A 22,638-nucleotide genomic window follows, 5' to 3' on the forward strand; every position below is an offset into this window, starting at 1 on the left:
CCTCTTCTCCCCAGCGGGGAGAAGGTGGCCCGAAGGGCCGGATGAGGGGCTTCGCCGCAATCACCCCAGCTGATAGACCGCGAAGGCCTCCTCGCCGCTCGCGTCCTCGTGGATGATCGCCATCAGCCCGCGCACGACCGCGCCCGGATTGGCATGCTGGTAGATGTTGCGCCCGTAGACCATGCCCATTGCGCCCTGTCGCATCAAGGCTGCGGATTTTTCGAAGACGGCGCGAAGGTCTTCCTTGCCGCCGCCCCGCACGAGGACCGGGCAGCGGGCCGCCTCGACCACCCGGTGGAAATCCTCGGCATTCGTCGTCGGATCGGCCTTGACGATATCGGCGCCCATCTCGCGGGCGAGCCGGGTCAAGGTGACGATCTTGTCGGCATCGCCATCCACCATGTAGCCGCCGCGCTCCGTGACAGGCTGCATGACGAGCGGTTCGATCATCAGCGGCATGCCGTATTTTTCGCAATCGGCCCGCACGCGGGCGATGTTCTGCACGCACTCGCGGAAGAGGTCCGGCTCGTCCGGCAGCATGAAGAGGTTGACCACCACGCAGGCCGCATCCATCTGCAACGCCCCGACCAGCGGCTCGGCCTCGTTCTGCAAGACCGCCCACATGTCGCGATGGCGGATGCGGTTATAGGGATTGCCCATGTCGATGCGCATCACGAGCGCCGGCTTGTCCTTGCCGGCAATGTCCTGCAACAGGTCGGCCTGGCCGTAGTTCATCTGGATCGCATCGGGCCTGGCATCGACCAAGGCCTTCACGACCGCCGGCATGTTCTCCAGCCCGTCGAGGAAGGACGGCTCGTTGCACACGCCGTGATCGATCGCCACGTCCAGGCAACGGCCGTCGCCGAACAGCCGGTTCATCCGGACCTTGCGGTTGTCTCGCATATTTCGCTCCTTTGTTCGTTCCTTGCGGAAAGGGTTGCCTCCGCGACGCCGTGGCGCTCGCGCATGAGGGTGAGAAATCGGGTGCGCTCCTCGGCGGCGCGCTGGACCGGCCAGCCCTTTTCCGTGACCAGCAGGTCCAACGCGGCATCGGTCATGTCGAGGGAGAGCTCACCGGAAATCGCGAGCGTCGTGCGGCGCAGCAGCAGGTCGTCCAGGTGCTCGACCGCCTCGGAGCGGATCAGGTACAGGAGTTCGCGGGCGCTGTAGGCGGGATGCGGAAGGCGTTGATCGGCTCCCGCCGCGATGAAGCGGGCGACATCGTCCCCATCCGTGCCGTAGCGCTCGAAGAGCGATGCGGCGCGATCGGCGGAAATGCCCGTCGATGCCGCGAGCTCTTCAACCCAGCCGCCCCTGTCTTTTGGGAATGCCCGGCCGCCACCGAACGCGCGCTCTGCCGTATCGACGCGACGCGGCCGGCCGAGCCGTTCCAGCGCCATGTCGGCGGCCATTTCGCCGAAGGAGCGGAATGTCGTCCATTTGCCGCCGATCATGCAGAGCACCGGCGGCCCGCCGTCCTGGCCTTCGAGCACGGTACAAAAGTGGTCACGTGGGATGCGACCGGTAAAACTGTCGTTGCTGGCGGGAAGCGGGCGCACGCCGGCGAACTGGAAGACGATCTCTTCCGGCCAGATATGGACGCCCGGCAGCACGAAGGCGAGCGATTGCAGGATGTAGTCCCGCTCGTCCGCCTCGCAGCGCACCGTGCCGGGATCGTCGACGCGGATATCCGTTGAGCCGACCAGCACCTTGCCGAGATAGGGGAACAGGATGCAGATCCGCCCGTCCTCGTTCTCGTAGTAGATCATGTGCCCGTCGAGCATGTCGCGCAGGCCGGCATTGGCGATGATGAGGTGCGAGCCCTTGGTCCCGCCCATCAGCGGTGCGGGTCGTGCGTTCTTGGGAAAGAGCGAGCCGTTGGCAATGTCGATCCAGCCGCCAGTCGCGTTGATGACCAATGCCGGCTGGATAAGCAACGTCTCTCCGGAAACGCCGTCGCGCAGCAGGAAGTCGCCGACCCCGGCCTGTTCGACCGTCGCATGGTTCAACGCCTTGGCATTCGGCCCGGCCGACAATCCGTCGCGCAAGAGCTCGATGCCGATGCGCTCCGGGTGGCTCACCCAGGCGTCGTAATAGGTCGCAGAATTGCGGATCGCCGGATTGAGCGCCGGCCACTTTGCAAGCGTCGCCTTGCGGCCGCGGAACTGGTGTTTTGGCATCAGGGCCCGTTTGCGCGTCAGAAAATCGTATATGCCGAGGCCCGCCTTGATCGCGACCGCACCGCGCCGGCTCGGGCGCCGGGTGAGGCCGAGGAACCGCACGATGCCGTTGGCGAGACCGGAGAAAGTATCGAAGATCGGCACCGTGGTCGGTAGCGGCGCGACATAATGCGACGCGTTGCGCAGCAGCCGGTCGCGCTCGACGAGCGACTCCTTCACCAGGCTGAACTCGCCGTTCTCCAGATAGCGCAAGCCGCCATGGACCATCCGCGACAGCGCCGCACTTGCACCAGAGCAATAGTCGCCCTTCTCGACGAGGAGCACGCTTACGCCCTGCAACGCCAGCTCGCGGAAGACGCTGAGGCCGTTGATGCCGCCGCCGAGGACGCACACGTCCACGTTCGGGCTCCGGCGAAGCCCGTCCATTGTCTCTGCACGGTTCATGATGGCAGCCCGTTATCCGTCCATGGTGGCGAGTTGCGCCGATATGGCCACGTCGATGGCCGCAAGATCGTCTGTCGAAAGCCGGAGCGTTCCGGCCCGCGCATTGTCGAGCGCCTGCGCCGGGTTTCGCGCGCCGCAGAGCGCGAAAGTCACGCCCGGCTGCGCCAGCGTCCAGGCGATCACGACTTGCGCGATGCTGGCGTTATGGCGGTCGGCGACGGACCGGATCGTCTCGGAAAAGGTCTTGGCCTTTTGGCGGTTGGCGACGGAGAAGCGGGGATTGTCCTTGCGCTGGTCGTCGCCGGAAAAGACGCGGTCCGGCCCGATCGTTCCGGACAAGAGGCCGAGCGCCAGCGAGGAATAGCTGAGCGTGGAACCCCCGCTGGCAAGAGTGAGCGGCAGCAGGTCCGCCTCGATCTCGCGATCGATCATGCTGAACCGCTCCTGGATCGCATCGAGCGACCCGGTCCTGATATACTGCTCCAGCTCCGTCCGGTTGACGTTGCTGGCGCCGATCGCACGGATCTTCCCCGCCCGTTTCAGCGCTTCCAGCGCTGCGACCGTCTCCTCGATCGGCGTCGTCGGATCCTGCCAGTGGGTAATGTAGAGGTCGATATAGTCCGTGCCGAGCCGGCGCAGGCTTTCCTCCACCTCGTGGATGATCGAATCCCGGCCGAGATAGCGGTGAACCGGCTTGCCGTCCTGGTCGAAGAAGTGGTTGCCCTTCTGCGTATGCCAGACGAGGCCGCATTTCGTGGCGATCACTGCCTTGTCGCGCCGGCCGGCCAGCGCCTTGCCGACGATCTCTTCCGAGCGGCCGAGGCCATAGGCTGGCGCGGTGTCGATGAGCGTCACCCCGGCGTCGAGCGAGGCCTGGATGGCGGCGATGGACTCCGCCTCGTCCGTGCCGCCCCACATCCAGCCGCCGATCGCCCATGTCCCGAGGCCGACGGCGGAGGCCTTGACGCCGGAGCGTCCGATTTCGCGGATCGACTGTTCGCCGCTCATGCAGGAAATCCTTCCTGGGATGCCATATCGAGAATGCGGGCACCCGTCGCCTCGTCGGTAACGAGCGTGTCGAGATGGTTGCCGCGAAGCACGCTGAGGATCGGGCCGGCCTTGTTGGGGCCGCTCGCAACACCGATCTTCATCGGGATCGAGGCAAATTCCGGCAGCGTCAGTGAGACCAGAGAGCGGTTGAGGCTGTAGTCGCAGACCCGGCCGTGATCGTCGAGCAGGTGGGCCAGCAGTTCGCAGCTCGCACCCGATCGTTCGATCGCCGCGCGGTCGGTGCTGGAGGACGGGTGCAGGTCGTAATAGCTCGAATCGTCCGTCAGGATCGAGCCGATGCCGACCACTGCGACCTTGGCCTCGCGCGCCCGCTGGAAGACATCGGCGACGGAGCGCATGTTCATCAGCATCGCCCGCTGTCCGGCATCGTCGGCAAAGAGCGGCGCATGGATCTGGTAGGAGCGCCCGCCAAGCCGGTCGGCCATCAGCGTCGAGACGTGGTTGACGTCGGTATAGTGCTTGCCCTGCACGCAGCCTGTCGCCGGGATGACCTCGACATCGAAGCGGTGCGGCACCTGTAGGCCGGCGACGACGGCGCTGACGCCTTTGCCGCCGGTGATGCAGATCGTGTCGCCGTCGGCGATCTCCTCGAGAAGCAGCCGAGCCGCCGCCTCTCCGACCGCCTGAAGGGCTGTCTGCGGATTGTCCGAGACCGTCGGCACCACGACCGCGCGGCTGATCCCGCCGATCGCCAGGAGCCGCTCCTCCATGTCCACCAGCGGCTCTATCGGTGATTTGATCTTGATCTCGACGAGGCCGAGTTGGCGGCCGCGCTTGATGAGGCGGTTGATCGTGGCGTGCGAGAGCCCGAGCTGGTCGGCGATCTGCGCCTGCGTCAACCCCTCCAGGAAGTGCAGCACGAGCGCCTGGTGCATCTGGCGGGCGATCACGATCTCCTCGCGGGGTGCGGTCGTCCTGGGTTTCTGTTTGACGATCGGCATGTCAGGCGGCCTTCCGCTGGTGCAGGAAATGGTCGATGGAAACGGCGGCGAGCAGAATGCACCCCTTGATCATGTCCTGCCAATAGACCGAGACGTTGAGCAGGATCAGCGACGAGGTGACCACCGACAGCAGCGCGATGCCGAGGATGGCGCCGAGAATGGTGCCCGAGCCGCCGTTGAGCGAGGCCCCGCCGATGACGGCGGCGGCGATGATGTTCAACTCCATGCCGACGCCGAAGGTGGGGGTCGCCGCACCGAAGCGGGACATGTAGATGACCCCTGCGACACCAGCGAGCGTCGAGCACAGCACCGTCACCCAGAACTTCACCTGGTTGGTCTTGATGCCGGAATAGAGCGCAGCCTTCTCGTTGCTGCCCGTGTAGAAGACCTTGCGGAAGGCGGTCGCCCGGCGCAGCAGGAAGTCGAACAGGATGACGACGGCGACGAAGATCAGGATGACGTAGGGAACGCCGTGGAACGTGCCCTGCCCCACCGCCTTGAAGCCCGCCGGCAGCGTGAACAGCGACAGCGGCGTGCCCTTGGTGACGATGAGGCAGAGGCCGCGCACGATCACCATGGCCGCCAGTGACGTGATGAAGTGATTGAGGCCGACGACGGTCACGAAGAAGCCCATGATGCCGCCGATGGCGCTGCTGGCCAGGATGCCTATAAGCGAGGCCGACCAGGGGTCGAGCCCGGCAAGGAACAGCGAACCTGAGAGAACCATCGCGAAGCAGACGACCGAGCCGACCGCAAGATCGATGCCGCCGACGATGAGCAGGATCGTCATGCCGACGACGACGATCCCTTCGACCGAAAAGCTCATCAGCATGGCGCGGAAATTGCCGAGCGTGAGGAAGTGCGGCGAGGCGAAGCTCATGATCACGCAGAGTGCGAGGATGATCGCGATCAGCCCCGCCTCGCGCATCGTGCCGATGCGCTTGAAGGACGATGCCCTCGGCGCAACGGCCGTCATCGTGTCGATTGCCATTCCCGTTTCTCCCAGTTTTTCGTCACGCGGCATGGTTTGCCGCCCTTGCCGTACCCAGCCCCGAGGCGAGGCGGATCACGGCCTCCTCCGTCATCTCCTCTTCGCCGAGTTCCCCCGCGATGCGTCCTTCGCGCACGACGAGCACGCGGTCGCAAAGCCCGAGCAGCTCCGACATTTCCGACGAGATGACGACGATGCCGATGCCCGAGCGCGCAAGTTCGCGCAGCAGGCGGTGAATTTCCGCTTTCGCGCCGACGTCGATGCCGCGCGTCGGCTCGTCCATCAGGATGACCTTCGGCCCGACGGCAAGTTGCTTGGCGATCGCAACCTTCTGCTGGTTGCCGCCGGACAGCGACTTGACCGGCGCGTCGACGCCGCTCATGCGCACCGCAAGCCGCCGCGCGAACTCCTCTGCAAGTGCGGCTTCCGCACGGCGGTTCAACAGGCCGGCCGGATTGGTCAACGCCTTCAGGTCCAGCACGGAGATGTTCTGGGCGATGGACAATTCGAGAAAGACGCCGGAGCCCTTGCGGTCCTCGGATAGGTAGACGATGCCGGCTTTCACGGCATCCGAATAGGATCTGATCTTCTGCGTGTCGCCATGCAGACGCACCGTACCCGCGGTGTGCGACCGCAGCCCGCAGATACCCTCGGCGATTTCGGTGCGGCCGGAACCGATCAGGCCGCCGATGCCGAGGATTTCGCCCTTGCGCAATGTGAAGCTGACATCCTGGAAGCGTGCACCGTCACCGATGCGATCGACTTCAAGGATTTTTTCGCCGGATGCTTCGTCCGCACCAAGCTTGTCCGGATAGAGCTGCGTGATCTCGCGACCGACCATGCGGCGCACCACGTCGTCCGGCGTCACATCGGAAATGCGGTCGGTGCAGACATAGCGGCCGTCGCGGAACACGGTGACCCGATCGCAGAGGCTGAAGATCTCGGCCATGCGGTGGCTGATATAGATGATCGAGATGCCGTTCGCCTTGAGGTCACGGATGATCGAGAACAGCTGCTGCGCCTCGGTTTCGGTCAGCGCCGCGGTCGGCTCGTCCAGGATCAGCACGCGGCAGTCGAGCGTCAGCGCCTTGGCGATCTCGACGAGTTGCTGGCTGGAAATCGGCAGGTCCGCCACCTTGCGGCGGACGTCGATGGCGGCGAGCCGGTTCATCACGGCCTGCGCATCGCGCTCCAGCGCGCGGTAATTCATGAAGGGCGTGCGGCGGCGATTGGTCGCCGCCATGAACATGTTTTCGGCAACCGTCGCATCCGGGCAGAGTGCGATCTCCTGGTGCACGAGGCCGATACCGAGCGACTGGGCGGCAGCAGGCGAGGCAATGCGCACGGCCTTGCCGTCGATGCGGATTTCGCCTTCCGAAGGCTGCAGCACGCCGGCGATGATGTTCATCAGCGTCGACTTGCCGGCACCGTTCTCGCCGCAGAGCGCATGGACCTCGCCGCGTTCGAGCGTGAAATCGACGTCGGTCAACGCCTTCACCGCCCCGAAATGCTTGGTCACGCCATGAATGGTGAGCACCGGCTCCGCCATCGTCATTTTTCCCTTTCCATAGCCGGCAATCGTACTGAGATCGAAGGCGGCGGCGACAGGTTCCCTCTTCTCCCCAGCGGGGAGAAGTGCCGCGCGTATGCGAGGTGATGAGGGGGTCTTTGCCGCAAACTCGGAGCCAGCCGTCCCCCTCATCCGGCCCTTCGGGCCACCTTCTCCCCGCCGGGGAGAAGAGGGAGCAAGCCGCGACTTTCTGCGGTCCCCCTCTTCCAACTGCGCCCTTATTCCTCGATGCCCTTGGTGCCGCGACGCTTCAGGTACTTGTCCCAGTAGAAGTCGTCGGCATTGTCCGCCGTCACGATGGAGAGGCCATTGTCGACCACCGGGATGCTCATCGGGTTGAAGCCGGAGCGCGTGGCGTCGTTCATCGGGTCGATCAGTTCGGGATGCTTGGCCAGCCACAGCAGCATGAAGCCCATGTAGCCCTGCATGCCCTGGTTCGGGTTGATCGAACCGAAGACTTCGCCGGCCTTGATCATGTCGAGGATGTTGGCGTTGACGTCCGCACACATGACGAGGACCTTGCCGCCGCTTTCCTTGTTGGCCTGCGCGGCGCCGATCGCCGAGTTCGCTTCCGGCATGAAGACCGCGCCGAGGTTCGGATTGGCCTGGATCAGGCTCGAAAGCCCCTGATAGGCCTTGGTCGGATCCTGGTTGGAGGCGGCGCGGCCGACGAGCTTCATGTCGGGCCACTTCTCTTCCATCCGGCCGACGAAGGCCGCGATGCGCTTGTCGTGATTGTCCTGGCCGGGGTTTTCCAGCACCGCATATTCGCCCTTGCCGCCCATCTTCTCGGCGATCGCATCGGCGGCATAGGTGCCTTCGCGGGTGTTGTCCGAGGTAATGAAGGATACGCGCTTGGACAGCGGCGAGTCGGCCGCAAAGGTCACGACGGCCGTGCCCTGGTCGATGGCGCGGTTGATCGGCTCGATGAACGGATCGGAGTTCATCGGATGAACGAGAATGCCGGCCGGGTTCTGCGCCAGCGCCTGGTCGAACGTGGCGATCTGCTTGTTGACGTCATATTCCGGCGTGCCGGTATATTCCGTCTCGCAGCCGAGCTGCTGGCCCGCCTGCTTGAACATCTCATAGACCGGGAACCAGTATTCCACGCCCGAGACCATGACGTTCATGACGTATTTCTCGCCCGGCTTGCAGCGGAACGGATTCTCCGTCTCGGCGGCCGCGGAACCGGCAAAAAACGTTGTTGCAAGGACCGCCATCGCGGTCGTGCTCAAAAAAGTGCGCAAGTGTCCTCCTCGAGGCCGAAGCCCCTCCCAAAAAGCCCGAGGGCGTCGAGCCGACGCCGCTGATCCCAGTGAAAACCGAACCTCCTCCTCGAAGTCCGATATCGCCACTAGAGGGCAAGAGGAAATTGATGTCAATATAATTCAATGCAAGAAATATATTTCACGACCTACCGATCCGATGGGATGGAAGGTTCAGAGGCTGCGACTGGGCGGAACAGAAGTCTCCAAGTGTCCGGGACGTCCGCGCAATGACCGAAGCAGCCGACATCCGACGAACAGGCGCCCCGATCGTCGCGCCGCGCACAATGTAATTCTGGTCCGCAGGGGCAACCGCGCTCCTTGACCGGGTGGGACAGTCGCGCAGTACCGCGATCCTCCGGAGCCGGACCACCAGCCGGCAATGCTCGCGGCTCACGGCCGGATGGCCTCGATCCTTGCGGCGATGGCGACGACGTGGATTCCGGCGGAGCACACACGTCCGGCTCCTAGGCACGGGGCCGTGCAGCAACGGTTCCGCTTGGGGCGGCCCGCCTCAGAGAATGAAATCCCCCTTGGTCAGGCCGATGATGCCGGCGAGCTCGATCTGGAAATCGGCGCGGTGGTCGCGGTCGGTGTCGCCATAGACGATGGTGCGGTCGTTGGCGGTGCCCTTTTCGTCGAAGGTGCGGAAGATCAACTCGCCGGCCTTGCCGGTGAAGTCGTTCTTGCCGCGCCAGACGAAGTCCTGGTCGCCGGAGCGCGTGCTGTCGGCGTCGATCTGCGACACGTCCAGCTTGTCCTGGGCGTGGACGAAGTCGGTGATGATGTCACGCTTGTCGTTGCCCGAAAGCGGGTTGTAGCCGCCGTTGTTGACGATGCCGGACTGGCCGGGGGCCGAATCCTTGAAAGAGGCGAAGACGAAGGTGTCGCGGCCGGAACCGCCGGTCAGGGTATCCACGCCGGTGCCGCCGACCAGCCGGTCGTTGCCGGCGCCGCCCGAGATGATGTCGTTGCCGCCCTTGCCGTCGAGCACGTCGTTGCCCGTGGTGCCGGTCAGCTTGTCGGTGCCCGAGGTTCCCGGCTTCGTCTCGGCCACGTCGAGCACAGTGACCTTGAAGGTCTTCCACGCCTCGTGCTTCGTGCCGATCGAGGGATCGTCGAGGCGCACGGTGACGTCCAGCGACCGGTTGGTCTCGTAGTCGAGGCTGATGCCCTTCTTCAGCCAGAGCGCGCCGTTCTTGATCTCGAACAGCTTCGCGTCGCTGCCGGCGAGAGACAGCTTGTTGTTGCCGCCGTCGGGATCGGAGATCGACAGCGTCGCTACCTTGCGCGCCGATGCGGTCGAGGCGTCCTCGGCGATCTGCAGCAAGGTTTGCGTGGCGACCAGCTTCGGCGCGTCGTTGACCGGGGTCACGCCAAAGTTGAAGGTCTTCGGGACCGGCGCCGAGCGGTCCTCGTTGCCGTCCTCGACGGAGACCTTGAACGAGGCCTTGGTCGATTCGGCGCCGGAGTGGACGAAACTGACCTTGCCGCCGGCAAGCTCGGTGCCGGTGAAGCTCGTCGCAGCCTTGCCGTTGACATAGACCTTGCCGTTCGACGGCGCGGAGACGGTGAAGCGGACGCCCGCGGCGCTGTCGTCGGGATCGGAGAAGTTCAGGTCGGCGGTGGTCAGCTTGTAGCTGCCGCCCTCCTTCACCGTGGCCTTGAGGTCGCCCGTCAGCTTCGGCGCGTCGTTAACCGGGGTCACGCCGAGGTTGAAGGTCTTGCCGACCGGCGTCGAGCCGTCCTCGTTGCCGTCCTCGACGGAGACCTTGAAGGAGGCCTTGGTGGTCTCCGAACCGTTGTGGACGAAGGTGACCTTGCCGCCGGCAAGCTCGGTGCCGGTGAAGCTGGTTGCGGCCTTGCCGTTGACATGGACCTTGCCGTTCGCGGCGGCGGAGATGGTGAAGCGGACGCCCGCTGCACTGTCGTCGGGGTCGGAGAAGTTCAGGTCGGCGGTGGTCAGCTTGTAGCTGCCGCCCTCCTTGACGGTGGCTTTCAGGTCGCCGGTCAGATTCGGCGCATCGTTGACCGGGGTGACGGTGAAATTGAAAGTGGAATTGACCGGTGACGTCCCGTCCTCGTTGCCGTCCTCGACGGAGACCTTGAACGAGGCTTTATTCGTCTCCGACCCGTCGTGCAGGAATGTGACCTTACCGGCGGTGAGCTCGGCGGCGGTGAAGGTCGAGGCTGCTGTGCCGTTGACATGGACCTTGCCGTTCGCGGCGGCGGAGATGGTGAAGCGGACGCCCGCTGCACTGTCGTCGGGGTCAGAGAAGTCCAGGTCGGTGGTGGTGAGCTTGTAGCTGCCGCCTTCCTTTACCGTGGCCTCGAGGTCGCCGGTGAGCGTCGGCGGGACATTCGGCGGCGGGCCGGCGTCGATGGCGTAGTTGTTCGAAATGGCGATGGCGGATCCTGTGTTGCCTGCAGCGTCCATCACCAGGGACGTATTGAGAATGACAAGATTGGTCGCGTCCGAAATGCCTGCGGTGGGCGTGAGCGTCGCCGTCCACGTCACGCCGCCGTCGACGGATGCGAGATCGCTCAGCGTTCCGTTTGCAACCGACAAGTCCGACAGGTCGAACCCGGTGACGGCCTCGCTGAACGTTATCGTGACGGTGCTGGTCTCGCCGGCCGCCAGCAGCGTATCGGCAACGTCGATGGTGGCCGTGGGGCGGACGGCATCGACCAGCACGCTGGTGGTGGGAGCGACGGAATTCAACGCCGGCTCGACGTCGTTGCCGGCGACGTCCCGCATCGTCCCGCCGTTCGGCTCAAGCTGGCCGCCAACAGCGATGCCGTCGGCGTCTTGCAGGCCTTCGGTCAGCGTCAGCCTGAATACCAGGGCCGAAGAGCCGCTGCCGGAGACATAGGTCGCATAGACCGTGTCCGTGCCGACCGTCACGGCAATCCGTGGCGTGCCGCCCGAAGTGTCGACGGTTGTGGCTTCGGAGAGGTTGACGGTGAAGTCGAGGTTCTGGCCGGCCCTGTAGGTGCCGTTGGCAGGGGTGAGCACGCTCGCCACCGTCGGCGCGACGGTGTCGACGCTGTAAACCAGTGGTGCTGTCACCGAACTCGGATTGCCGGCACCGTCCACAGCGGCTCCGGGTACAAGAACAATCAGGTTTGTCGGACTATCAACGCCAGCCGAAGGCGTGAAGGTGGCCGTGTAGGTTATGTTGTCAGACGTCGTGAAATTGGTGACGTCACCGTTCTGGACTATCAAATCGGTCTCAACGAATCCCGTTACGGCCTCGCTGAAGGTGATGGTTATTGTCGTGCTTTCCCCCGCAATGAGCGCTACGTCTGCCATCGTGATCACCGCCGTTGGCGCCGAAGTGTCGATGACGAGGCCCTTGTTGCTGCCCAGGGAACCGGCCGCTCCCGGTGACGGCAAGGTGATAGTCGCATCCGTGCCGTCGGCATTGCGGATCGTTCCACCATTCAGGGTGAGAGCGGCAGTCGAGATATAGTCCAGGTCAGCCGACGTATCGCCTGACTGAACGGTATAGCTGAACGTCAGCGTATTTGTGCCACTGCCGGACGAATAGTTGATGACGCGATCCGTACCGCCGGTCTCCAGCGCCAATTGCGGCGTGCCGGTGATGTTGACATCCTGGTCGAAGGAAACCGTTATGGCGATCGTATCGCCAGCTTTGTAGTGGCCGTCCGGTGTTGACGAGGTGACGGAAGAAACCCGGGGAGCGGGCAGCGCATAGTCAAAAGTTATGTTGTCGAGCCACATCGTGATCCGGCCGGACGTCTCCGTCTGGTAGATCTGCATGTCAGCGATCGATAGCGAGGTGCCTCGACTGATAGCGGGAATTGTCGATGGGTCCATGAACATGGATCTGTAGTAGTAAGGCCCGATGCCATTGCCGTGCAGGTTATCATCCGACCAAGTCGTTCCATCGATTGCAACACCAGCCGGCCAGCCGTTTTCATGAATGGGATTGGCATCGACGCTGATCTGGTAGTCGTAGAAATCGATCAGCGCACCGGAGGCGCTGGTAATGGTAATATCGAACAATGCGCCGCCAAAGGCGGCGTCTTCCTGAAAGTTGAATCTCCCGCTGCTGAAATCGGCCGTCCAGTTTCCCTGGGCCGTGATGGTGAAGACGAAATCACCGATCTGGAGGGAATTGTCCCCGGACGCTCCGCCCGCAGTTCCGTCGGTAATACCGGAAGAAAAATCGATCGTCGTCTGTGCCATGCTGCTAATCCCCTCACGCGCCTCTTGGCGCCCCGCACGCGATGCCGCTGGCCGAAATCACGCTTACCTTGCCCATTGCATTCCTGTCGGCGGATCACATCCGCCACTTGATCCCGATGCGGATCGTGTCGAAGCTCACGTCGTTGTCGAAGCGCGGATAGGCTTCGGACGGGAAGCTCGCCTGTCCCGTGGCCGTCACCGTGCCGAAATCGTAGTGCAGGTATTCCAGGCCGACCGACCAGTCGGGCTTGAAGCGCCATTCGACGCCGCCGCCGGCGACCCAGCCGTTCTCCGTGCCGCCGCCCTTGACGTCCATCAGGGTCGGCCCCGTACGGTCGTAGGCACGCACGTCGACATCGGCGAGCGCATAGCCGCCGGTAACGTAGAAGAGCACGTCGGAGGCGGCGATGCCCGCGCGCAGGCGGGCGCTCGCGGCCCAGTCGACGTCGAAGCTGGTGTGGGTGTCGGCGCTGATCGCCGAGGTGCCGGTCGCGCCGAGGTTCATCAGCGAGAAATCGGCAACCCCGCCCAGCACGAAGGCCGTCCCGCCGAGATCGAACTGGTAGTCACAGCCCGCCTCGAGACCGCCGGAAATGCCTGCGTCATCCGTGCCGATCGTCTCGTAGGGCGCGCCGGCAGTGTTCCAGGAAATGCCGCTGCCGCCGAAGGGGCCGTCACGGAAAGGAGCGTCGGTCGCGTCCACGTCGGCGCGGGTGTAGCCGGCATTGGCGCCGACATAGCAGCCGGTCCACGAAGGGGTGGCAGCCGGTTGGAACGGATCGGCCGCTGCAGCGGGCTGCAGGCCAAACAGCAGGGATGCAGCCATGACGGTGTAATGAACGTAGTGCTTCAAGACATGCCCCCCAGCATTGGATGTGCGACACGGCGTGCCTGGAAGCCGGTCGAAACAGCGGTATAGAGGCTTGGCCCGGCATTCGCGAGGACGTTCTGTCCGCTATGGTTGCGTCGAAGCGCAGACACCTTCCAACTGAGGTAGAAACGACACACCGATCGGCCCGGCCCGCTTGCATCGTTCGCGTTCACAGACACATACACGTCGGCGCACCATCCACTGGTTGTCAGATTGCGTCCCGTCAACCGCGCGAATGGGCTTGCGTCAAGCAGCGAAAGCCTGCGCCGGGATGGTTTTCCGGCAGGCGGTCGCCGGCGTCAAAGAGGCGGTTGCGCAGGCTGCTCCCCCCATAGGCGGTCTTGTAGCGGCCACGCTCCTGCAGCACAGGAACGACAAGGTCGACGAAATCCTCGAAGCATTCGGGCGTGACCGTCCGGGCCAGGTTGAAGCCGTCGATTTCCCCCTCGTCGATCCAGCTCTCCAGCTCCGCAGCGATCGCATCCGGCGTGCCCGTGACCAGCGGATAGCGGCCACCGAGCGCGAGTTCGTCGAGGAGGTTGCGCTTGGTCCAGCGCTTCTTTTGCGCCAGTTCAGTCGCCGACTGGATCGCGTTCGACGTTCCGTACTCGATCGGATCGTCGAGGCCGTAGCGGGAAAAATCGATGCCGGTGCTCGCCGAGAAATGGGCGAGCCCCGCCTCGGGGCTGGCATAGGCGAGGTATTCCAGGCGCTTGTCCTGCGCCTCGCGGTCGCTGCGTCCGGGGATGATGGAGATGCCGACGAAGATCTTGATGTCGTCCGGCCTGCGCCCTGCCGCGACAGCCTCTTCCCGGAGCGCCCGCGCGATGGCGCGCGCCGCCGCCTTGTCCGTGGCGGAGACGAAGACGCACTCGGCATGGCGCGCGGCAAACCGGCGGCCGCGGCCCGACGTCCCAGCCTGGTAGAGCACCGGGGTACGCTGGATCGACGGCTCGGACAGGTGATAGCCGTCGACGCGATAGAACGGCCCTTCGTGACGGACCGGCCTGACCTTGGCAGGGTCGGCATAGACCCGTGCCGCCCTGTCGGCGCGCACGGCGTCGTCGTCCCAGCTGCCCTCCCAGAGCTTGTAGAGGACCTCGAGATAGTCCTCCGCGCGGTCGTAGCGCGTGTCGTGCGCCGAAAGCCCGTCCTGCCCGACCGCCCGCGCCGCGCTGTCGAGATAGCCGGTGACGATGTTCCAGCCGATGCGCCCCCGTGTGAGGTGATCCAGCGTGGAGATCCGGCGCGCGAACGTATGGGGCGGTTCGGCATTGGCATTGATGGTGATGCCGAACCCGAGATTGCGCGTCACCGCCGCCATCGCCGAGACCAGCAGCAGGGGATCGTTGACCGGAAGCTGGATGGATTCCTTCAGCGTCAGGTTCACCGAGCTCTGGTAGACGTCGTAGACGCCGAGGATGTCGGCGATGAAGATGCCGTCGAAGAGGCCGCGCTCCAGGGTCCTCGCAAGCGAGGTCCAGTAGTCGATCGTGTTGTATTCGACCGACCTGTCGCGCGGATGCGCCCAGAGGCCATGGTTGATGTGGCCCACGCTGTTCATGTTGAACGCGTTGAGAAGGATCTGCTTTTTCGTCACTGACTGCTGTCCGCTAGATTGCGCCGTGTCGCGGCGGGCGTTTGCCGTTGAGATGGAAATTCCCGACCGCCTGATATTTCCAGCGGACCGGATCGTGCAGCGTGTGCGTGCGCACATTGCGCCAGTAGCGGTCGAGATTGTCTTCCGACTGGGTCGCGGAGGTGCCGGAGAGCTCGAACAGCTTGTCGGCCGCGAGCAGGCCCGCCTTCGTGGTCAGGATGCGCGCCTTTGCCACCGCGATCGAGGCGCGCGCCACGCTGTCCTCGTCGGGTGCGCGCTGGGCGGCGTCCACCTCCGCCGCCGCGCGTTCGACCAGCGCTTCGGCGGCGCGCAGCCGCAGGCGCACATGGCCGACCTGATGCAGCGTCAGCGGATCGTCGGACGCCCGTTCCACCCCGGAATCCAGCCAGGGGCGCGAACGTTCGCGGACGAAACGCAGCATTTCCTCGAAAGCGCCCAAGCCGATGCCGAGATCGATCGCAGCATGCATGATCTGCGCATGCGGACCGATCGTCGTCGGGCGGTCGAACGAGGCCTTGAAGGGAACGACCCACTCCGGCTCGACGCGAACGCGCTCGAACCGGACGGACCCGCTGCCGGTCACCCGCTGGCCGAAACCATCCCAGTCGTCGATCACGGTCACGCCCTGCGCATCGCGCGGCACGAAGGCGAGATAGCTCACCTCCTCGCCGGCCTCCTCCGCCACGACCAGCGTCGGAATCCAGTGCGCATAGATCGCGCCGGTGCAGTAGAACTTCTCGCCATCGACATGCCAGCCGCCCGGCTCGCGGACCAGGCGCGTGCGGCGCCGGAAGTCGCGTTGGCCGACCTCGGCGAGCGCGTTGCCGAGACGGTCGCCCGCAAGCACGCGCTCGAAGAAGAAGCGCTTCTGTTCCTCCGAGCCCCCGACCCGGAGCACTTCCAGCGCATAGAAATGGTTCTGCGGGATCTGCGCCAGCGAGCCGTCGGCAGCGGCAACTGTCGCAATCACGCGCGCCAGCGTGACGGTGGAGATTTCGGCGCCGCCATGGGCGCGCGGCACCGTAGCGCCCCAGAGGCCGCTGGCGCTGTAGCGCTCCAGCTCGCTCCACGGCAGCAGGCGATCGGCATCGCGCGCTCCTGAACCGCGGGCGAAATCGACAGCGAGCCTGTAGGCCGCTTCCAGCGCTTGCGCATCGTCTGCGACCAGGGCGGGCCTTGCGGCTGATATCGGTGCAGGCTGAGCCTTGGTATGGGATACGGCGTTCATGCGTTCACCCGCCTGTTCAGTTCCATTGATGGCGTGCCGGATAGGCACCGTTCAGGTAATAGTTTCCGAGAAGGTGATATTTCCAGCGGACGGGATCGTGAAGCGTATGGACGCGGGCGTTGCGCCAGTGCCGGTCGAGCGCGTGTGTCGCGCGCGTGGCGCTCGACCCGGCGAGGTCGAACAACTTCTCGCTCGCCTCCAGCGCGATCTCGGTCGTCAGGATCTTCGCCTCGGCCACGGCGACCGATGCCAGCGCGCTGGTCTCCAGCGTCACCGGCCTGGCACTGAGTTCGTCCAGGACGCCCGCCGCATGATGCAGCAGCGCCTGGGCTGCCGAGAACTCGGCCTCCAGATGGCCAATTTCATGAATGATCGTCGGATCGTCGCTCGCCCGCTCCAGGCCGGAATCCATCCACGGCCGGGCCCGGTCGCGAACGAACGCCGCGGCATCGTCGATGGCCGCCCGCGCGATGCCGGCGTCGATGGCGGCCTGGATGATTTGCGAGATCGGCCCCCATAGGCCGGGCATATCCGCCGCCGACCAGACCGGCAGGACCTGGATCGGTGCGACCGGCACGCCGTCGAATTCCACCGTTCCGCTGGCAGTCGTGCGCTGGCCGAACGCGGACCAGTCATCGAGGACCGTCACGCCCGGTGCGTCGAACCGCGCCCAGACCTGCACCGCGCGCCCCTCGTCATCGATCGCCCGCGTCGGAATCCAGTGGGCGAACAGGGCGCCGGTCGAGTAGAAGCGGCGGCCGGTGAGCCGCAGCCCGTCCGGCCGGGCGGTAATGCGTGTCGTGACGTGGTTGATCATGTTGCGCCCGCGCTCGGGCCCGGCATTGCCGATGCGCTCCCCCTTCAGGATATCGGCGTAGAAACGCGCCTTCTGCTCGTCCGAACCGAGGTCGCGCAACAGCGCCAGCACGCCGAAATGGTTCTGCGGGATCTGTCCGAGCGAAGGATCGGCAGCGCAAAGGATCTCGAACACGCGCACCAGCGTGACGAGCGAGAGGTCGGGGCCGCCGAATGCCTTGGGCACGGTGATCGCGCCGAGCCCACTTGCGCTGTAGGCCTCGATCTCATCCCATGGCAGGAGCCGCTCCCTGTCGCGCCGGGCCGCCTCGACGGAGAACCGCGACGCCAATGCGGTGGCCACGGCGATGGCTTCTTCGTCCGTCGCAATGCGATGGGCCGCAAGCGCCGGCGCCGGGCGCCTGCCGTGGCCGGAACGGCTCTCGCGGTCGATCTTCGTTTCACTCATCGTCGTCTTCTTTCAAATTCAACGGTTGCGCAGGCGCCGCACCGTATAGTCGCCCGCGAACTGCACGATCGTGACCATGGCGATCAGCACGACGATCACCGCTATCATCACCGCCGTATCGAAGCGCTGGTAGCCGTAACGGATCGCCATGTCGCCGAGCCCGCCGGCGCCGACCGCGCCCGCCATAGCCGAGGCGCCGATCATCGTAACGACTGTAATGGTGAAGCCGCCGACGATGCCGGGGAGCGCTTCGGGCAGGAGCACATGGCGCACGATATGCCACTTGCGGCAGCCCATCGCCTGGGCCGCCTCGATCAAACCCTTGTCGACCTCGCGCAGGCTGACTTCGGCAATCCGGGCAAAGAAGGGGGTGGCGCTGATGGACAGCGGCACGATCGCCGCCCAGACGCCGATCGTCGTCCCCGTGAGGAAACGGGTGAGCGGCAGCAGCGCCACGAGCAGGACGATGAACGGCGTGGCCCGGAAGCCGTTGACCACCGCGGCCACCGCACGATTGAGCCGCGGCGCCTCGAAGAAACCGCCCGGAGCCGAGACGACGAGGAAAACCGCGACGGGAATGCCGATCATGAGCGCGATCAGGGCGGACATGCCGACCATCTGGATCGTATCCAGGAGAGCCAGCCAGAGGCGGTTATACATCGCGGCGGACATAGCCCAGTATCCTTGTGCTGCCGACCTGGCCCTTCAGGGCGTCGAGGTTCTTTTCCGTCACGTCCCTTGCGGCGAGAAGCAGGGTTCCATGCGCATGGCCCTGGATGCGGTCGACGGTGCCGTGCAGCAACCGCACCGATCCGCCGAGCAGGCCCGTCAGCCGCGACAGATCGGGCCCCGCGCCGCCCTCCCCGCCCGTGTAGCGGACTTCCAGGACGGCCTCCCCGCCGGCGACAGGCGATGGCTCCAGCCGCGCGGCGACGTCTTCGGGAATTTCCCGGCTGAGGGGCTGCAGCAGGGCGCGGGTCGCGGCGTGTTTCGGCGCGCCGAAGACCTGCCACACCGGCCCCTGCTCGGCGATGCGCCCCTGCTCCAGCACCAGCACGTTCTCGCAGATCTCGCGGATGACGCTCATTTCGTGGGTGATGAGGATGATGGTGAGGCCGAGCCTGCGGTTGATGTCCCTCAGGAGCCCGAGGATCGAAAGCGTCGTCTCCGGGTCGAGGGCCGAAGTCGCCTCGTCGCACAGGAGGATTTCCGGCCGGTGGACGAGCGCACGCGCGATCCCCACGCGCTGCTTCTGGCCGCCGGAAAGCCGCGAAGGATAGACGTTGTGCTTGCCCTCCAGGCCGACCAGCGCCAGCACCTCGTCCACGCGCTCGTCGATCTGCCGCTTCGCAACGCCGGCGACGACCAGCGGCAGCGCCACGTTCTGTCGCACCGTCTTGGCCGACAGGAGATTGAAGTGCTGGAAGATCATGCCGACGCGCCGCCGCAGCGCGACCAGCCCGCCCTCGTCCAGGTGCCCGACGTCCCGCCCGTCGACCAGGACCCGGCCCTCCGTCGGCTGCTCGAGCCGGTTGATCGTCCGCAGCAGGCTCGACTTGCCGGCGCCGCTCCGTCCGATGATGCCGAAGATCCCGCCGGCGGGGATGGCGAGGTCGATCGCCTCGAGCGCCCTCACCGTCCCTGTGGAGGAGACATAGGTCTTGCCGAGCCCCTGGAAGGCCACCGAGCCGGCGCGCGGCGCCGTTGCTGCGGCGGCGGGCAACGTCCCCGCCGCGGCCCTGGCGCGCGCGGGCTTTCGACCTGCCGCGACGATGTCCTCGGTCAACGCTGCCATGAGAGCGTGTAGAGCTTGTCGTTGGAATGATAGGCCTTGTCGGCTGCCTGCCGGACCGCATCGGAATGCTGGTAGAGTTCCACCAGCTTCTTCAGCAGCGGGTCGTCCTTGCGATCCTCCTTGACGGTAAAGAGGATGGCGAAGCGGAGATCGTCGATGCCTGAATAGAGCAGCCCCGAGCCGGGATCGAAGAGACCCGACGCCGCTATGAAATGCGGATAGCCGAGCGCCAGGTCGACATCGCCGGTGACGCGGGCCAGTTGCGGCCCCTCCACCTCGGTAAAGCTCAGGTTCCTGGGGTTCTCGACGATGTCGTCGAGCGTGCCCTGGAAGCCGACGCCCTCGCGCAGCTTGATCAGCCCGGCCTTCTCGATCAGAAGCAGTCCGCGGCCCTGGTTCACCGGATCGTTGGCGATCGCGACGGTTCCGTCCTGCGGGATTTCGTCGAAGCTCTTGTGCTTCTGGGAATAGAGACCGATGTTTGCGAGAATCCCCGCCCCGACATCGGTGAGCTTGTAGCCGCGATCCTTGATCGCATTGTCGAGGAACGGCCGGTGCTGGAAATAGTTGACGTCGATGTCGCCGGCATCCAGCGCGACGTTCGGCGTGGTCCAGTCGGTGAACTCCACCGCCTCGATATCGATGCCTGCCGCCTTCGCTTCGGGGACAAGCGCCTCGATGGTCTCGGCATAGGCGCCGGGCACCACGCCGACCTTGATGGTCTCGGCATGAGCGGCGGTCGTGAAGGACGTTGTCAAGGTCAGGGCCAATGCCGCAACGGCACTGAGGGTGGCTCGTTTCATGTCAGTTTCCCGCAAGAAGAGTTGATGTGAAGGGGCGAGGGGACAGGCGCGTCAGTTGACCGACGCGCCCTCCGTCCACGGAAGGCTGTAGAGCTTGTTGTCGTCGGCAAAGGACTTGTGGATCTGGGCCTTCACCGCGTCGGAGCCCTGGTAGATCTCGACGAAACGGCGGACGAGCGGATCGTCCGCATTGTCCTCGCGCGTGACGAAACGGATCGCGAACTTGAGGTCGTCGATCCCCGAATAGAGGAGGGCCTGGCCGGCCACGTCCGGCTTGCCGGCATTGACGTAGTGCGCCGGATACCCTTGCGCGAGATCGACGTCGTCCAGCGCCCGCACCAACTGCGGCCCCTCGATCTCGACGAATTGCAGCTCGCGTTGGTTCTCGGCGATGTCGTCGAGCGTCCCCTGCGAGCCCACGCCGTCGCGGAGCTTGATGAGCCCTGCGCGTTCGAGAAGCAGCAATCCCCGCCCCTGGTTGACGGGATCGCTCGCCACGCCGACGCGGCCGCCTTGCGGCAGGTCGCCGAAGCTCTTGAACTTCGAGGAGTAGAGACCGAGGTTTGGAAGAAGGCCGACGGCAACGCTCTTCAGCTTGTAGCCGGTCTCGGCAACGGCATTGTCGAGGAAGGCCTGGTGCTGGAAGTAGTTGACGTCGAGGTCGCCGGCATTGAGCGCGACATTCGGCGTCGTCCAGTCCGTGAACTCGATGACCTTCACGTCGAGGCCCTGGCTGCGGGCTTCCGTGGCTGCGACCTCGATCGAATCCGCCAGCGATCCCGGCGTCACGCCGATCGTCAGGGTTTCGGCCAAGGCGACCCCCGCGGTCAGCGAAAGCGCCAGTGCGATCGTACCGATGCCCGAAATCCGCTTCGCCATCCTGGCGGCAAGTGTTGTGCGAGCCATTTGATCGTCTCCGTGGTTGTCGGGCGAGGTCGGCGCCCAAGGTTGAACGGGATATTAATTGATATAATCCATAAAAACAGTGTTCTTCTTTTCGAAATTCCGCCCCGGAGTGGAATTCCGTTTCCGGAATGTCCGGCCGGAAGTGCCTGTAACCGCCGCGGGCCTCCGCCGTTCCCGACACCGCAGTGACGTCGACTGCGCGCCGATCGGATGCGATCGAAAGCAGGGCAGATCCCGTTCCCACCCCGCTCGCGTTCTGCTTCCGACGATGGAGTACGCAAAATCAATCGCAGCCAGCCCGCGATATTGAGACGAAATTTTCTCTACTAATTTTATGGATTATATAGCTTCATTGTCGACCCGAGGGCAATCGTCGGGCAACGGATCAGATTGAGGAGAGGAACATGAACATCACCCGCAGGACCCTGTTGGCGGCAACGGCCGCCCTTGCCCTGACCGCCCATATCCAGCCGGCAACCGCCGAAGACGTGACGCTCAACATCGGCTACCAGCCGATCGTCGAGCCCTCGCGCGTCCCCCAGGCCGACGGCACCTATGAGAAGGTCACCGGCGCAAAGATCAACTGGCAGAAGTTCGATGGCGGCGCGGACGTGATCGCGGCGATCGCATCCGGCTCGCTCGACATCGGCTATGTCGGCTCCTCGCCGCTCGCCGCCGCTGCGAGCCGCGAACTGCCGGTCGAAACCATCTTCGTCGTCGGCCTGATCAGCGAGGCCGAGGCGCTGGCGGTCAAATCGGTCGCAAAGCCGGAGGAACTCGCCGGCAAGAAGATCGCAACCCCCTTCGTCTCCACGGCCCACTACAGCCTGCTCACCGCGCTCAAGCACTGGAAGGTCGATCCGAAATCCGTCGAAATCCTCAACCTGCGCCCGCCGGAGATCGCAGCCGCCTGGGAACGCGGCGACATTGACGGCGCCTATGTCTGGGATCCCGTCCTGGCCCAGTTGAAGAAGTCGGGCACGGTGCTTGCGACCTCGGCAGACGTCGCCGACTGGGGCGGCCCGACCTTCGATGCCTGGATCGTCAGCAAGACGTTCGCGGAGGAGCATCCGGACGTGGTCACCGCCTTCGTCAAGGTGACCGGCGACGCCACCGCCGCCTATCGCGCCAACCCGGACGCCTGGAATGCAGGCTCGCCGGAGGCCGAGAAAATTGCCCGCCTGACCGGCGCCAAGCAGGAAGAGGTCCCTGCCCTGCTCAAGGGTTACATCTTCCCGACGCTGGAGGAGCAGGCCGGCGAAGCCCTCCTCGGCGGCGGCACCGCCAAGGCTGTCTCGGACACGTCAGCGTTCCTGCTCGAGCAGGGCAAGATCCCCGCAGCCCTCTCCGACTATTCGCCTTACATCTCCGCCCGGTGGGTCACCGATGCGGCCAAGCTTGCCTACTGAGGCACCACCCGTCCTGCGGCGGACCGGCGACCCGGGCGTGCGAAAGCGCGATCGGGTCGCCATTTC

Annotated in this window: 17 protein-coding genes; 1 reads left to right on the plus strand and 16 read right to left on the minus strand. The window is 65.0% G+C overall.

Annotation, left to right across the window (positions count from 1 at the left end):
- Positions 1-60 precede the first annotated feature (60 nt).
- The 16 genes from GGQ64_RS13685 to GGQ64_RS13760 form a co-directional block, all read right to left on the minus strand.
- Positions 61-903, minus strand: a complete 843-nt coding sequence (locus tag GGQ64_RS13685; RefSeq protein ID WP_183805115.1) for a class I fructose-bisphosphate aldolase — start codon at positions 901-903, stop codon at positions 61-63.
- Positions 876-2,624, minus strand: coding sequence for a glycerol-3-phosphate dehydrogenase/oxidase (locus GGQ64_RS13690; protein WP_183805117.1), 1,749 nt, complete (start codon positions 2,622-2,624; stop codon positions 876-878). The genes GGQ64_RS13685 and GGQ64_RS13690 overlap by 28 nt, the downstream gene beginning before the upstream one ends.
- A gap of 12 nt (positions 2,625-2,636) precedes the next feature.
- Positions 2,637-3,632: an aldo/keto reductase gene (locus tag GGQ64_RS13695; protein WP_183805119.1), complete on the minus strand. Its 996-nt coding sequence runs from the start codon at positions 3,630-3,632 to the stop codon at positions 2,637-2,639.
- Complete coding sequence (locus GGQ64_RS13700; protein WP_183805122.1) at positions 3,629-4,636, minus strand: sugar-binding transcriptional regulator; 1,008 nt, start codon at positions 4,634-4,636, stop codon at positions 3,629-3,631. Before GGQ64_RS13700 ends, GGQ64_RS13695 begins: the two co-directional genes overlap by 4 nt.
- A gap of 1 nt (position 4,637) precedes the next feature.
- On the minus strand, positions 4,638-5,627 hold the full coding sequence (locus GGQ64_RS13705; protein WP_183805123.1) for an ABC transporter permease: 990 nt from the start codon (positions 5,625-5,627) through the stop codon (positions 4,638-4,640).
- A gap of 22 nt (positions 5,628-5,649) precedes the next feature.
- Positions 5,650-7,176 carry a sugar ABC transporter ATP-binding protein gene (locus GGQ64_RS13710; protein WP_183805456.1) on the minus strand — a complete coding sequence of 509 codons (1,527 nt, stop codon included), beginning with the start codon at positions 7,174-7,176 and terminating at the stop codon, positions 5,650-5,652.
- Between the two features lie 239 nt (positions 7,177-7,415).
- A complete protein-coding gene (locus GGQ64_RS13715; RefSeq protein WP_183805125.1) occupies positions 7,416-8,444 on the minus strand; it encodes a substrate-binding domain-containing protein in 1,029 nt (342 codons plus the stop codon).
- Positions 8,445-8,976: 532 nt separating this feature from the next.
- Positions 8,977-12,675, minus strand: coding sequence for an Ig-like domain-containing protein (locus GGQ64_RS28085; protein ID WP_183805127.1), 3,699 nt, complete (start codon positions 12,673-12,675; stop codon positions 8,977-8,979).
- 94 nt (positions 12,676-12,769) lie between these two features.
- Positions 12,770-13,528, minus strand: a complete 759-nt coding sequence (locus GGQ64_RS13725) for an outer membrane protein (protein WP_183805129.1) — start codon at positions 13,526-13,528, stop codon at positions 12,770-12,772.
- Between the two features lie 241 nt (positions 13,529-13,769).
- Entirely contained in the window at positions 13,770-15,146 is a 1,377-nt protein-coding gene (locus GGQ64_RS13730; RefSeq protein WP_343059474.1) for an LLM class flavin-dependent oxidoreductase, read from the minus strand.
- A gap of 13 nt (positions 15,147-15,159) precedes the next feature.
- Positions 15,160-16,395, minus strand: a complete 1,236-nt coding sequence (locus GGQ64_RS13735) for an SfnB family sulfur acquisition oxidoreductase (RefSeq protein ID WP_183805133.1) — start codon at positions 16,393-16,395, stop codon at positions 15,160-15,162.
- A 16-nt stretch (positions 16,396-16,411) separates the two neighbouring features.
- Positions 16,412-17,659: an SfnB family sulfur acquisition oxidoreductase gene (locus GGQ64_RS13740; RefSeq protein ID WP_183805135.1), complete on the minus strand. Its 1,248-nt coding sequence runs from the start codon at positions 17,657-17,659 to the stop codon at positions 16,412-16,414.
- Between the two features lie 18 nt (positions 17,660-17,677).
- On the minus strand, positions 17,678-18,331 hold the full coding sequence (locus tag GGQ64_RS13745) for a methionine ABC transporter permease (protein ID WP_183805137.1): 654 nt from the start codon (positions 18,329-18,331) through the stop codon (positions 17,678-17,680).
- Complete coding sequence (locus GGQ64_RS13750) at positions 18,312-19,454, minus strand: methionine ABC transporter ATP-binding protein (RefSeq protein ID WP_183805147.1); 1,143 nt, start codon at positions 19,452-19,454, stop codon at positions 18,312-18,314. The genes GGQ64_RS13745 and GGQ64_RS13750 overlap by 20 nt, the downstream gene beginning before the upstream one ends.
- Positions 19,442-20,257: a MetQ/NlpA family ABC transporter substrate-binding protein gene (locus tag GGQ64_RS13755; protein WP_183805149.1), complete on the minus strand. Its 816-nt coding sequence runs from the start codon at positions 20,255-20,257 to the stop codon at positions 19,442-19,444. Before GGQ64_RS13755 ends, GGQ64_RS13750 begins: the two co-directional genes overlap by 13 nt.
- A gap of 51 nt (positions 20,258-20,308) precedes the next feature.
- Positions 20,309-21,163 (minus strand): MetQ/NlpA family ABC transporter substrate-binding protein, encoded by an 855-nt coding sequence (locus GGQ64_RS13760; RefSeq protein ID WP_246422628.1) that lies wholly within the window; start codon positions 21,161-21,163, stop codon positions 20,309-20,311.
- Positions 21,164-21,567: 404 nt separating this feature from the next.
- Between GGQ64_RS13760 and tauA the strand changes: the two genes are divergently transcribed.
- Positions 21,568-22,572, plus strand: a complete 1,005-nt coding sequence (gene tauA, locus GGQ64_RS13765; protein ID WP_183805151.1) for a taurine ABC transporter substrate-binding protein — start codon at positions 21,568-21,570, stop codon at positions 22,570-22,572.
- Positions 22,573-22,638 lie beyond the last annotated feature (66 nt).

The organism is Mycoplana azooxidifex (assembly GCF_014196765.1).
Lineage (GTDB): Bacteria > Pseudomonadota > Alphaproteobacteria > Rhizobiales > Rhizobiaceae > Mycoplana > Mycoplana azooxidifex.

What these genes read in the sequence shown, in the direction of transcription:
- GGQ64_RS13690 (WP_183805117.1), bottom strand. Translation starts at nt 2,624, where the DNA reads ATGAACCGTGCAGAGACAATGGACGGGCTTCGCCGGAGCCCGAACGTG.
- GGQ64_RS13760 (WP_246422628.1), bottom strand. Translation starts at nt 21,163, where the DNA reads ATGGCTCGCACAACACTTGCCGCCAGGATGGCGAAGCGGATTTCGGGC.
- GGQ64_RS13695 (WP_183805119.1), bottom strand. Translation starts at nt 3,632, where the DNA reads ATGAGCGGCGAACAGTCGATCCGCGAAATCGGACGCTCCGGCGTCAAG.
- GGQ64_RS13755 (WP_183805149.1), bottom strand. Translation starts at nt 20,257, where the DNA reads ATGAAACGAGCCACCCTCAGTGCCGTTGCGGCATTGGCCCTGACCTTG.
- GGQ64_RS13705 (WP_183805123.1), bottom strand. Translation starts at nt 5,627, where the DNA reads ATGGCAATCGACACGATGACGGCCGTTGCGCCGAGGGCATCGTCCTTC.
- GGQ64_RS13735 (WP_183805133.1), bottom strand. Translation starts at nt 16,395, where the DNA reads ATGAACGCCGTATCCCATACCAAGGCTCAGCCTGCACCGATATCAGCC.
- GGQ64_RS13745 (WP_183805137.1), bottom strand. Translation starts at nt 18,331, where the DNA reads ATGTCCGCCGCGATGTATAACCGCCTCTGGCTGGCTCTCCTGGATACG.
- GGQ64_RS13750 (WP_183805147.1), bottom strand. Translation starts at nt 19,454, where the DNA reads ATGGCAGCGTTGACCGAGGACATCGTCGCGGCAGGTCGAAAGCCCGCG.
- GGQ64_RS28085 (WP_183805127.1), bottom strand. Translation starts at nt 12,675, where the DNA reads ATGGCACAGACGACGATCGATTTTTCTTCCGGTATTACCGACGGAACT.
- GGQ64_RS13700 (WP_183805122.1), bottom strand. Translation starts at nt 4,636, where the DNA reads ATGCCGATCGTCAAACAGAAACCCAGGACGACCGCACCCCGCGAGGAG.
- GGQ64_RS13740 (WP_183805135.1), bottom strand. Translation starts at nt 17,659, where the DNA reads ATGAGTGAAACGAAGATCGACCGCGAGAGCCGTTCCGGCCACGGCAGG.
- tauA (WP_183805151.1), top strand. Translation starts at nt 21,568, where the DNA reads ATGAACATCACCCGCAGGACCCTGTTGGCGGCAACGGCCGCCCTTGCC.
- GGQ64_RS13685 (WP_183805115.1), bottom strand. Translation starts at nt 903, where the DNA reads ATGCGAGACAACCGCAAGGTCCGGATGAACCGGCTGTTCGGCGACGGC.
- GGQ64_RS13710 (WP_183805456.1), bottom strand. Translation starts at nt 7,176, where the DNA reads ATGGCGGAGCCGGTGCTCACCATTCATGGCGTGACCAAGCATTTCGGG.